Origin of the sequence: Collinsella sp. TM10-22, from assembly GCF_003466125.1 — a bacterium.
Taxonomy (GTDB): Bacteria; Actinomycetota; Coriobacteriia; order Coriobacteriales; family Coriobacteriaceae; genus Collinsella.
This window is the reverse complement of record NZ_QSOC01000008.1, coordinates 17266-29687: the sequence shown is the minus strand read 5'-3', so window position 1 is coordinate 29687 and position 12422 is coordinate 17266. Positions and strand designations below refer to the sequence as shown.

General features: G+C 61.5%; 8 protein-coding genes. 7 read left to right on the top strand and 1 reads right to left on the bottom strand.

Translation table 11 applies throughout. The annotated features are described in order from the left end of the window. The first annotated feature begins 153 nt into the window (after positions 1-153). The 3 genes from DXD94_RS08540 to bilS all read left to right on the top strand — a co-directional run bounded on the left by DXD94_RS08540 (position 154) and on the right by bilS (position 4530). Positions 154-2007, top strand: a complete 1854-nt coding sequence (locus DXD94_RS08540) for an ABC transporter ATP-binding protein (protein ID WP_117763813.1) — start codon at positions 154-156, stop codon at positions 2005-2007. Next, positions 2008-3867 (top strand): ABC transporter ATP-binding protein, encoded by a 1860-nt coding sequence (locus DXD94_RS08535; RefSeq protein ID WP_117763812.1) that lies wholly within the window; start codon positions 2008-2010, stop codon positions 3865-3867. A gap of 105 nt (positions 3868-3972) precedes the next feature. After that, a complete protein-coding gene (bilS, locus tag DXD94_RS08530) occupies positions 3973-4530 on the top strand; it encodes a flavodoxin family protein BilS (protein ID WP_233505103.1) in 558 nt (185 codons plus the stop codon). A 305-nt stretch (positions 4531-4835) separates the two neighbouring features. On the opposite strand, the gene DXD94_RS08525 is transcribed toward bilS, so the two are convergent. Next, entirely contained in the window at positions 4836-7136 is a 2301-nt protein-coding gene (locus tag DXD94_RS08525; protein ID WP_117743447.1) for an LTA synthase family protein, read from the bottom strand. A gap of 211 nt (positions 7137-7347) precedes the next feature. Here DXD94_RS08525 and DXD94_RS08520 point away from each other — a divergent pair, with 211 nt between their 5' ends. The 4 genes from DXD94_RS08520 to DXD94_RS08505 all read left to right on the top strand — a co-directional run bounded on the left by DXD94_RS08520 (position 7348) and on the right by DXD94_RS08505 (position 12421). Further along, the gene (locus tag DXD94_RS08520; RefSeq protein ID WP_117763811.1) at positions 7348-8223 is read left to right on the top strand and encodes a nitroreductase family protein; all 876 of its coding nucleotides are present in this window, start codon (positions 7348-7350) and stop codon (positions 8221-8223) included. 167 nt (positions 8224-8390) lie between these two features. Next, positions 8391-10418 (top strand): KUP/HAK/KT family potassium transporter, encoded by a 2028-nt coding sequence (locus tag DXD94_RS08515; protein WP_117743449.1) that lies wholly within the window; start codon positions 8391-8393, stop codon positions 10416-10418. Positions 10419-10487: 69 nt separating this feature from the next. Beyond that, on the top strand, positions 10488-10682 hold the full coding sequence (locus tag DXD94_RS08510) for a hypothetical protein (protein WP_117734879.1): 195 nt from the start codon (positions 10488-10490) through the stop codon (positions 10680-10682). Between the two features lie 113 nt (positions 10683-10795). Continuing rightward, the gene (locus DXD94_RS08505) at positions 10796-12421 is read left to right on the top strand and encodes an ATP-binding protein (protein ID WP_117763810.1); all 1626 of its coding nucleotides are present in this window, start codon (positions 10796-10798) and stop codon (positions 12419-12421) included. Position 12422: the final 1 nt, after the last annotated feature.

Sequence of the window (12422 nt, the reverse complement as noted above, 5' to 3'; positions counted from 1 at the left end):
CCAAGCGATTGGCCCGCCACTGGCTGGGTGTGCGCGTATGCTCCTCTGAAAACTGAATCCCGTTAGAAATGACGAGTTGTTTACGCTTCTTTTGGGGTGGCGGTACTATCATGGTTCGAATTGAATGTGGATGATGATAGGGAGCGCCTATACATGATTGAGTTGCTCAGGCGTTTTGGTGGTAAGTTTCGCCGATATATGGTGATCGGCCCTGCGTGCAAGTTGATCGAAGTGATCTTTGACCTGCTGACGCCGCTGGTGATTGCCCAGATGATCGATAAGGGCATTGGCTCGCACGACGTGAATGCCGTTATCCACTACGGCATGGTACTTGGCGCCATGGCTGTGATCGGCATCTCGTTTACGCTCGTCTGCCAAAAGATGGCGGCGCTCACCTCACAGGGCATGGGCACCGATATCCGTGGTGCGCTCTACGAGCACATCAACAAGCTGAGCTATGCCGAACTCGACCGCTTCGGCACGCCGTCGCTCATCACGCGCATTACCAACGACGTCAACCAAGTTCAGCTCGCCGTGGCGCTGGGCGTGCGTATGCTCATCCGCTGGCCTTTCTTGGCGGTGGGCTCTATGTGCGCGGCCCTCGCCATCGACCTTAAGCTTGGCGTGATTTTCTTGATTTGCACACCCGCCATTGGCCTGGTGTTTTGGTTTGTCATGGCGCGCTGCATTCCCTACTACAAGCAGCTGCAGGCAAAGCTCGATCGCATCGCGCTTATCTGCCGCGAAGGTCTTTCGGGCGTCCGCGTGGTTCGCGCCTTCGTGCGCGAGGACCACGAGCGTGAGCGCTTTGCCCAAGCCGCCGATGACCAGGCCAATACTGCCATCGCGGTGGGCAAGCTCTCATCGATTCTCAACCCCGTCACGTTTTTGGTGATGAACCTAGGCGTGTGCGCCATCCTGTGGGTGGGTGGCATCCAGGTCAACGTGGGTGAGCTCACGCAGGGCCAGGTCATGGCGTTTGTGAACTACATGACGCAGACCCTCACCTCCATCGTGTATGTCGCCAACCTGGTCGTGGTCTTTACCAAGGCGAGCGCCAGTGCGTCACGTATCAACGAGGTGCTCAATTGCGTGCCGAGCATCACGGACGGGGACAACCAGCAGGTCGCGCTGCCCAGGCCGGGTGACCTGGCAAGTGGCGCCCCGGCCCCCGCACTGAGCTTTGACCATGCGAGTTTTTCGTTTGGCGCGGGCGCGGCAAATGCCGTCGACGATGTGACCCTGGAGCTGCCGCCGGGCAAGACGCTCGGAATCATCGGCGGCACGGGCAGCGGCAAGTCCACGCTCGTCTCGCTTATTCCGCGCCTGTATGATGCGGGCACCGGCAGTGTGAGCGTGATGGGTACCGACGTGCGCACTTGGCCGCTCGATCAGCTGCGCCATGTGGTTGCGACCGTACCGCAGCGCGCGTCGCTGGTGAGCGGCACCATCCGCAGCAACCTGACCTGGCGCGACGAGGCGGCAACCGACGAGGAGCTCTGGGCGGCGCTCGATATGGCGCAGGCCAGCGAGTTCGTGCGCAACAAGCTGCAGGGGCTCGATGCCCCGGTCGAGGCGGGCGGCAAGAACTTTAGTGGTGGCCAGCGCCAGCGCCTGACCATCGCGCGCGCCCTGGTGGGTTCGCCACAGGTCCTGATCATGGACGATTCCGCCTCGGCGCTCGATTTTAAGACCGACGCGGCGCTTCGCCATGCCATTCGCGAGCGCAGCGTGCGCGGTGCCGCCGAGGGCGGGCTGCCGCTGACGACCGTCATCGTAAGCCAGCGCGTCTCGACCGTGCGCGACGCCGACATGATCTGCGTACTCGACCACGGCTCGGTCGCGGGTCTGGGCACGCATGACGAGCTGTATGCAAGCTGCCAGCTCTATCGCGAGATTTGCCAGTCGCAGCTGCGCCGCGAGGAGCTCGAGGGCCAGCAGAGGAGTGCGGCGCCCACGTCCGCCCCAACCGTTCCCGCATCCGTCTGCGCAAAGGAGGGCTGCTAGATGAATCCGTATACTTCTTCCGGTTCGGTCGCCACGATGACGGCCAATGTGTCCGGCAACGACAAGCTCAACGACCTGGGTGACGGCCCGCGCCAGCCCGGCGACCCTGAGCGCTATCCCGTGGGCGCGGTGACCCGTCGCCTGATGGGTTATGTTCGCCCGCACCGCGTCTCGTTTGCGGCGTCGTTTGTGAGTGCCGCCATTTCCGTTATCTTGCAGCTCTACACACCTATTCTCATTGGCGAGGGCATCGACCTGATTGTTGCCGCGGGCCAGGTGGATTTCGACGCACTGCTGCCGCTCGTCACCAAACTCGCGCTCGTCGTGGTGGGAGCCGCGGCCTTCCAGTGGCTGCAGGGCTACTGCGTTAACCGCCTATCCTACGAGACGGTGCGTGACATGCGCGTGGAGGCGAGTGATAAGCTCAGCCGCATGCCGCTCGGCTTTATCGACAGCCATGCCCACGGCGACCTTATGAGCCGCGTGGTCAACGACGTCGACCAGGTTGGCGACGGTCTGCTGCAGGGCTTTACCCAGCTCTTTACCGGCGTCATCACCATCGTGGGCACGCTTGCGTTTATGCTCTCCATTAACCTGACCATGACGCTCGTGGTGGTGCTCGTCACGCCGCTTTCCATCTTTGCCGCCGGCGCCATCGCCAAGCTCTCCAACAAGAGCTTTACGGCTCAACAGCGCATTCAGGGTCAGCTTGGCGGTCATATCGAGGAATACGTGGGTGAGCAGAAGCTTGTCGACGCCTTTGCCTATGGTCCCAACGTCCAGCAGCGCTTCGATGCCCTCAATGCCGAGCTTTACACCGCGGGCGAGCGCGCGCAGTTTATGGGTTCGCTCTCCAACCCCGGCACGCGCTTTATCAACAACATCATCTATGCCGTGGTCGCTGTGATCGGCTGCGTGGGCGTGATCACGGGCGTGCCCGCGGCGCTCACGGTGGGCGGCGTGCAAATCTTCCTGTCCTATGCTAACCAGTACACCAAGCCGTTCAACGAGGTCACCAACGTCATTACGCAGATCCAGACGGCGTATGCTTCGGCGCGCCGCATGTTCGCGCTGCTCGATGCGTGCGAGCAGGAGCCCGATGCGGCGGATGCCGTGGAACTTGCTGCCCCGCAGGGTGAGGTGACTTTTGAGCATGTGGACTTTAGCTACGTGCCCGACCGCAAGCTGCTGCAGGACATTTGCATCGAGGCCAAACCCGGCATGCGCTTTGCCCTGGTCGGCCCCACAGGCTGCGGCAAGACGACGCTCATCAACCTGCTGCTGCGGTTTTACGATATCGATGCCGGACGCATCATGGTCGATGGCCAGTCTTCGCGTGACTACACGCGCGCAAGCCTGCGCCGCGCCTTTGGTATGGTGCTGCAGGACACCTGGCTGTTCGAGGGCACGGTGGCGGATAACATCGCGTACGGTTGTCCCGACGCCACGCGCGAGCAGGTCATCGAAGCCGCCAAGCGTGCGCATGCGCACAAGTTTATCGTGCAGCTGCCCGACGGCTACGATACGGTGATCGGCGAGGACGGCGGCACATTTAGCCAGGGCCAAAAGCAGCTGCTGTGCATCGCGCGCGTCATGCTCACCGACCCGGCGATCTTGCTGCTGGACGAGGCGACCTCGAGCATCGATACGCGCACCGAGCTGCAGGTGCAGGCGGCATTCGACGAGCTCATGGCTGGCCGTACAAGCTTTGTGGTGGCGCACCGCCTGTCGACGATCCGCAACGCTGACTGCATTCTGGTCATGCGCGACGGCCAGATTATCGAGCGTGGCACACACGACGAGCTGATAGCGGCAGGCGGCTTCTATGCCGAGCTCTACCGCAGCCAATTCGCCCAGTAGGGAATACCGATTAGCGGCAGATGGTTTACATCTGCGCCGTTAGTACTAAGATATGCTTCTAACAAATTGCATTAATGGCTCGAGTTTCGGGGGAAACGAGGCAACGTGACTACGACGTGCTCTTTGGTGGTTAACAGCAAGAGCGGTAATACCAGGATGGTTTCGGGTGCGATCAAGCGCACTCTGCAGGCTGCGGGCGTTGAGTTTGTCCACGCTGCGGCGTTGAGCGACGATGCGGACGCAGATCAGGTTGAGCTCGAGGCGCAGGGCGCCTGCGCGGCCGACACGGTGCTCGTCGGTTTTTGGTGTGACAAGGGCGCGTGCACGCCTTCGGTCGCGGCGTTGCTCTCCGCCTTGCACGGTAAGCGCGTCTTCCTGTTTGGCACCTGCGGCTTTGGGGCCGACCAGAGCTATTACCAGCAGATTATTGATCGCGTAACTTCCAATTTGGCTGGGGATGCCGAGCTTGCGGGCTGGGCGATGTGCCAGGGCAAGATGGGCCCCGCGGTCAAGCAGCGCTACGAGGCCATGCTCGAGCAAGATCCCGATAACGTCCGATTTAAGATGCTGCTCGACAACTGGGTTGCCGCGAAGGACCATCCCACCAAGGAAGACCTGGACAACATGGCTGCAGCCGCCAAGAAGGCCGTGCTGGGAGAGTAGCTTCGCCGTTCGCGGTCCTTCGTGCAAAACAATACAAATGTGAAAGCCTCGAGATTCTCGAGGCTTTTTCTTGACACTTGTGGACGCAACCACTGCAAGCGTTTGGGGCGACATTTTCCATCACCCCGATGACAAGCCGCGTTCCAGCAACTGGGCGTCTGTCCGGGCGGAGGCATATAAGGCTCATCGCGAGTTCCGCACGCAAAGGAGGCCACTTAATGTGGCCTCCGTCTTGCGCAGGACTGTCCGAGCAGGGAACCTTATATGCCTCCGTCCGGACAGACGTTTCAGTTATGAGCGACCCGCTACTTAATCTTGGTTGTTCCCGGTGCCAGGTTGGGGTCGGTCTCGTTGGCCTCGGTCTGGAAGTGCTCGGTGTACACGTTCTTGCCGTCGCGGAACATCTCGTAGTACTGCATCTTGGCGTAATCCTCGCGCGCCTTGGTGGCGGCTGCGGCAGCGGCGTCGTCACCGGTGACGTTGGAGGAAAGCGCCCAACGCAGGCTGGCGTCCTCGTAGCCCACGGAGTTGATAGCGGGCAGCGACTCGCGCAGCGTCATGTGCGCCTTCTGGTAGTCGGTCAGCGGGGCGCCGATCAGCTGCATCAGCTGGGTAGACAGGTAGTTGGTGGACAGGTCGTCGACCTCGCTCGTCTGGTCGCAGCCGGCAACGTCGTAGTTGGCCCAAATGATGTAATCGGTCTGCCACAAGCGCTCCTGGTGCGTGGCGTCGTCCTCGCCGGTAAACCACTTATCGTTGAACTTGGACGGGAAGAACGGCTGATGGTCGCCCCAGAACACCACGACCACCTTGCGGTCGAGCTTGCTCAAGGCGTTAAGGAAGTAGCGCAGCGCCTGGTCGGACTGCTCAATGCACGAAACATACTCGTCGACATCGGAGAGCGTACCGTCCTCGACGGTCTTGGTGTCCAGGTCGGTCGTGTCGATGTTCAGGTGCAGCTGCTTGTCGACCGGCAGCAGGCCCGTGTCGTAGCCCGAGTGGTTCTGCATGGTCACGTCGAAGATAAACTGCGGATCGGCGTTCTGGTCGAGCAGCTCAAGAATCTTGTCGTAGGTAGCCTGGTCGGTCACCATGCCGCGTAGGGTATCGGCGCCCTGGAAGTCGTTGATGGACAGGAACTGGTCAAAGCCAAAGTCCTTGTAGACGTTCTCGCGGTTCCAGTTAGTCGCGTGGTTGGGGTGCATGGCCGTGGTGGAATATCCGAGCGACTTGAACTGCTCTGCCAGGTTCCCAGTCGTTTCCATGTTGTAGATGGTGTAGGGGTACACGCCCGAGCCCAGGTTGGCCATGGAGTTGCCGGTCATAAACTCAAACTCGGTATTGGCGGTACCGCCGCCGTAGGCGCTTACATAGAGCTTGCCGCGGCTGAGGCAGTTGGACAGGCTCTTAAAGTGCTGCGGACCCTCGTAGCCGGCGCGCATGTTCTGATAGATCGACAGGTCCGAGAAGGTCTCGTTCATGATGGCGATGACCGTGGGCTTCTCGCTGTCGAACTGCTCCTCTGCGGCGGCGCGCTCGTCGCTCTTGGCCGCGTTGGACTTGTCGTAGGCCTTGGCGTACTTTTTGAGCGTGGCCTTGGCATCGTCGACGGAGTAGTCGGCGGGTTTGGGCGGCTTAATGGACTGTGCCGCACTAATAAAGGCAGGCAGGTAGCCCTCGCGCCAGTAGCTCTCGAGCGGGCGCCAGGTGTAGACGGTGATGCCGAGGGTGTTGTAGTAGTCGATGAGCGTGACGTGTGCGGTAACGCCGCCCAGGCACAGCACCGCCACGAGCAGGTTGGTGAGCAGCATGCGCTTGGCGTTGGCGGTACCCTTCTGACGATGCGGTGCCACTAGGCCGGCGTACTCGCATAGCAGCATGGCGATGGCGGTAAAGCCCATGGACAGCACGCAGAACAGCGAGATGGAGAAGGTGTAGCCGTTGCCGGCGACTGCGGCGGCAGTGGAGATGGCCGAAAGGTCGCCCGGCTGGATGGGCATGGATTTAAACGTGATGACGAAGAACTCGGCAATGCCCAGGATAAAGAGGGCAAAGGCCAGGACGGCCGGAGCTGCGCCATGGCGCTGGAACAGGAAGAACAGGCCGACCATGAGCACGGTGATGATGGCCCACTCGAGCAGGATGCATAGGGGATAGACCCAGGTAAAGTCGTGGTTGGACGAGACCTCCATGCCCAGCAGCGCAAAGACGCCGGCGAGCAGCAGGCACAGGACGGCGGCGACGAGCGGTTTGCCCACAAAGGCGCCGCGCAGGCGGGCGAGCTTGCCGGTGGGGGCGGGAGCGTCGGGCCCGGCAAACGCAAAGACGCGCGGGGCGATGCGGTCGCGGGCGATGCTGGCCCAGGCGCAGCCGGTAAGGATGGCGTTGGTCAGGATGAGCATCACAAAGGCGAGCGGCTCGTTTTGGGCGACGAGGCCAATGGCGCCCCAAATGGTCAAAAAGAGCTGGAACAGGCCGAAGACGACGCTCCACCCAAGAGCGCTTTTGGCAACGGTGCCCGACTGAGCGCGAATGGCCTTGGCCTCGCGCAAGACAAGGTAGATGGTCGCCGCAAGACCGACGAGCGAGATGGCGGCTGCGAACATGCTGAGACTCCTCACAAACTTAAAACCTACGAAAGCGGGGGTTCACCCGATTGTTAGCAAGATATGCGCTGCAATTGGTGGCTGCGCACAACCAGCCATATTAACGCGCACGTGTGGCGGTGTGGCGCAATGTAGTGGCGACCTGCGCGATAATGGACGGGAATTACACGGAAACGTAAAGGCTTCTTAAAGAAATGGCGAGGGTAGGGCGATGAGCGAGCAGGTTTGTATGACAGGCGCCGAGTACTGCGGCGGAGCTGCGGGCGTGGATACGTGCGGCTATCCGGTCGAGACTACGGGCAACACAGTGCTGGACATCTTGGAGCATCGCTCGTCTACGCGTGCCTTCGCGCGTGATGACGACGACCGTCCCGTGGCGGTGACTGACGAGCAGCGGGCGGCGATTTTGCATGCGGCGAGTCGCGCGCCGTCGGCGGGCGCCATGATGATGTATTCCATCGTGAGCATTCGCGAGCAGGCCACATTGGACCGCCTCGCCGACCTGTGCGATCATCAGCCCATGATCGCCAAGGCGCCCTGGGCACTCATATTTGTGGTCGATTATGCCAAGTGGATCGATCTGTTTGAGCACGTGGGCTGCTTTAAGCCCGAGTTTGTCGAGCGCACGGGCAAGGCGCCCCGTCGTGCACCGGGTCTGGGTGACTTTGCCATCGCGGCGCAGGACGCCGTGATCGCCGCGCAAAATGCCGTGGTCGCCGCCGAGGCCCTGGGGCTGGGGAGCTGCTACATCGGTGATATCGTCGAGAATGCCGAGGAAGTCGCCTCGCTGCTGGACTTGCCTCCCTATACCATGCCGCTGTCGATGCTCATCATCGGCACGCCCCGCAAGGAGCGTCCGGCAATCGCGCATCCCGTGGTGAACCTGGTGCACGAGGAGCGCTACTGCCGCGCCGATACCGCGACCATGGACGCGCAGGTGGCCGAGATGGATGCGATGTTTCGCCCGCACGCCCGCGAGGTGGGCGAGCGCGTGGTGGATATCTACACCCGCAAGCACACGAGCCCCTTTATGGCCGAGATGAGCCGTTCCATGGAGTGGTGGTTCAAAAACTGGCTCGGCAAGTAACGAATGCGGCGATGTGAGAAAGGGAAAGTCCCTCTGTCACATTCCATATCGCCGTGGTGGCCTAAAGGCCGTATAAATGTTTATCTAGCTGGGAAAACGGCGCCATTCAAACATGGGCCGATTACCTATAATCCCTTCGAACATTAAAGTTGGGAGGAAACCGGCTTATGGAACAAAAGGCCAAGGAGGCAGCTTCTCACGCTGCGATTCCTGTGAGCATCTCGGCGATGCTCGTCACGCTGGGCGTGGTGTACGGCGATATCGGCACCAGCCCCATGTATGTAACCAAGGCGCTCGTTGCCGGCAACGGCGGCATCGGAAGCGTCACGCAGGAGTTCGTGCTCGGCGCGCTCTCCCTTGTTGTGTGGACGGTCACGCTGCTGACGACCGTCAAGTACGTGCTGATCTCGCTGCGCGCCGACAACCACGGCGAGGGCGGTATCTTTGCCCTGTACAGCCTGGTCAAGCGTTGCGGCAAGTGGCTCATCATCCCCGCCATGCTGGGTGGCGCGGCACTGCTCGCCGACGGCATCCTGACGCCTGCCGTTACCGTGACCACTGCCATCGAGGGCCTGCGCACCATCCCGGCGGTCCACGCCGTGCTCGGTGACGACCAGGGTCGCGTTGTCGCGATCACGCTTGCCATTATCATTGCGCTCTTCTTGGTGCAGCGCATCGGCACGGCCAAGATCGGTCACGCCTTTGGCCCCATCATGACGCTGTGGTTTTTGTTCCTGGGCGGTACGGGCCTGTTCTTTGTCTTCCAGCATCCCGCGGTGCTGCTGTGCCTCAACCCGCTGCGCGGCATCGGCTTTCTGCTGAGCCCCAACAACCATGCGGGCATCATGATCCTAGGCAGCTGCTTCCTCGCCACCACCGGTGCCGAGGCGCTCTATTCCGACATGGGCCATGTGGGCCGCGGCAACATCTACGCCACCTGGCCGTTCGTTAAGTGCTGCCTGCTGCTGTCCTACATGGGTCAGGGCGCGTGGCTTATCAACAACGCTGCCAACCCCGAGCTCATGGGCATCGCCGACCTCAACCCCTTCTACCAGATGCTCACCCCGAGCCTGCGTCCCTTTGCCGTCGGCCTTTCCACCATCGCCGCCATCATTGCCTCGCAGGCGCTCATCACCGGCGCATTCTCGCTGGTGTCCGAGGCCAGCCGCCTGGACCTCATGCCTCATATGCAGGTCTTCTATCCTGCCGAGACCAAGGGTCAGCTCTACATCCCCATGGTCAACAACGTCATGCTCGTGGGCTGCGTTATCGTGGTGCTGCTGTTCCAGAACTCGGCGCACATGGAGGCTGCGTACGGCTTGGCTATTACCCTGACCATGATGTGCACGACGCTGCTGCTCTTCTTCTATCTGCACGTGGAGCGCAAGCTCAAGGTTGCGCCGTGGATCTTTGCCGTCTTCTTCCTCATGCTCGAGGGCTTCTTCTTTGTGAGCTCGCTCACCAAGTTCTTCCACGGCGGCTATTTCACCATCCTTATGGCCGCGCTCATCATGAGCATTATGGTGTGCTGGTACAACGGCACGGCGGTCGAGCAGCGCCAGTTTACGCTGCTGCCGCTGCGCAGCTACCTGCCGCAGCTCAAGCGCCTGCGCGACGACGACCGCTACGAGCTCATGAGCGACAATATCGTGTACCTGACCAAGGACACCAACACCGACTATATCGACCGCGATATCGTCTACTCCATCCTGGATAAGCACCCCAAGCGCGCTCGCGCCTGGTGGTTCGTGAATGTCGAGACCATGGACGAGCCGCATACCTTTGCCTACTCGGTCGAGACGTTCGGCACCGACTACGTGTTCCGCGTGCATCTGTACCTGGGCTACAAGATCAACCAGCGCGTTAACGCCTATCTGCGCCAGGTTGTTCAGGATCTGGCAGCCAGCGGCGAGCTGCCGCCGCAGACGCATGACTACTCGGTCTACAAGGATCCGGGCAACATCGGTACGTTCAAGTTCGTTATGATCCGCAAGCTTCTGGCGCCCGAAAGCGACGTGGAGCCGAGCGAGCGTACGGCCATTACGCTCAAGTACATCATCCGCCGCGCCGCTGGCACGCCTGCGCGCTGGTACGGCCTGGAGAACTCCAACGTGAACTTTGAGTACGTGCCGCTGTTCACCAAGTTTAAGGCCGTGAGCAAGATGCAGCGTCTGGCTCCCAACGAGCGCCCGTAATCGACACCTGAGATTTGACTGTGAACGGGCAGGTTTGCAATGACGGGAAATGAGTCTGGGGAGAAAACCATGGACGCAAAGACGCTTGACGGTCGCGATCTTGCGGCCGAGCTGGTGCGCGAGGCACGCGTCGACGCCGCCGAAGATCGGTTCTTTACGAATCGGGCCAACATGGACATGGCCGATCGTGTGATTTCGGTCGTGGCGCTGGTGTTTGTCGCGGCGTGCGTGTGCGCACTGCTCGCGCACGTGCTGTTTGTCTAGCGACCGCAGGTTGCAAAGGCTATACACTTGGAACCACCACGAGGGGAAACCACCACAAAGGTGCCTGTCCCCTTTGTGGTGGTTTTTGTTTTTGAGAGAGGGGCGGGGCGCTGATGGACGTCCATGCGGACGGCGATATTGCCGAGAACTTTTGGTGGCGGCGTACAACGCTGACGCGTCGCAGCCCTCTGTATGACGCCTGCGTATCGGCGGGGCTGCTGGTCGCGGCGACGATTGTGGGCGCGCTGCTCGACCATCCGGGTCTCGCGCCGAGCATCATGATCGTCTATGTGTTCGCCGTGCAGCTGTGCGCATTCTTTACCTGGAGTCGCCTGTATTGCTTGCTGAGCTCGGCTGCCGCCGTGGCGCTCTACAACTTCTTGTTTGTCGACCCGCGCTGCTCGCTGTCGTTTATCGACCGCGTCTATCCCGGCATGTTCTTCATTATGTTTGCGGTCTCGCTCGTGTCGAGCTCGATCGCGCTGGCCCTGCGCCGCGCCTTGGCGCAGGCTGCCGCCAGCGACCGTCGCACGCAGATGGTGCTCGAGACCAACCGTATGCTGCAGCGCTGCGCCGATCAGCAACAGATTGTGCACGCTATGGCAACGCAGCTGGCGCGTCTTTCGGACTGTCCGGTCGTGTGGTATAGCGCCGATGCCGACGACGATGACCTGCTGCCGCGCGCGACGTACACGGCCGTGGGCGATGCCGCGCCGGTGCACCAGTTGGCGCCCCAGATGCCGCCGCGGCTCTCGGCATCCGCTTATGTGGGAACGCCGCTCGATGCCACCTATGGTGGCTCGGCGTTCTACGGCATATACCTGACCGTGCGCTCGGGTGACACCATGGTGCGCGCGGGCGATCCCGCCTCGGTGGTGGGCGTGCTGGCTATCGTTGCCGAGCCCGACGTGCTGACGCACGAGGAGCGGACGCTTGCCGATGCCATCGTGAGCGAAGGCGAGCTGGCGCTCGACCGCGCCCGCGCCATGGAGGCCCGCGAGGAGGCGGCGGTGCTCGCCAAAAACGAACAGCTGCGCGCCAACCTGCTGCGCTCCATCTCGCACGATCTGCGCACACCGCTTACCAGTATTTCGGGTAATGCCGACGTGTTGCTCGACCAGGGCTCGACCGGCACGGCCGTGCTCGACGACCAGACACGCCGCGGCATGCTCCTATCCATTCGCTCGGATGCGCTGTGGCTCAACGCTACCGTCGAGAATCTGCTCGCCATCACCAAGCTCGAGGGCGGCGGCATGCACCTGTCGACCACGCTCGAGCTCATGGACGATATCGTCGAGGAGGCGCTGCGTCACGTAAATCCGGCCGTGCGCGAGCACGACCTTAAGGTAGTGGCGTGCGATGAGCCGGCGCTCGTCAACGTCGACGCGCGCCTGATGGTGCAGCTGGTGGTCAATCTGGTGAACAACGCCATCACCTATACGCCTGCGGGCTCGCATGTCGTAATCTCGATTGGCGTCCATGATGGATGCGTGGCGTGCTCGGTTGCTGATGATGGCCCGGGCATTGCGCCCGAGGACCGCGAGCGAATCTTTGAGTCGTTCTACACCGCCAACCATGGCCTAGCCGACAGTTGCCGCAGCGTGGGCTTGGGGCTTTCGCTCTGTCGCTCCATTGCGCTGGCACATGGCGGTAGCATAGAGGTTGCCGCGGCGGCCCCGCACGGCTCTGTCTTTACGATTGAGCTTCCCGCCGCCGATATTTCGTTTGATAAGGAGTAGC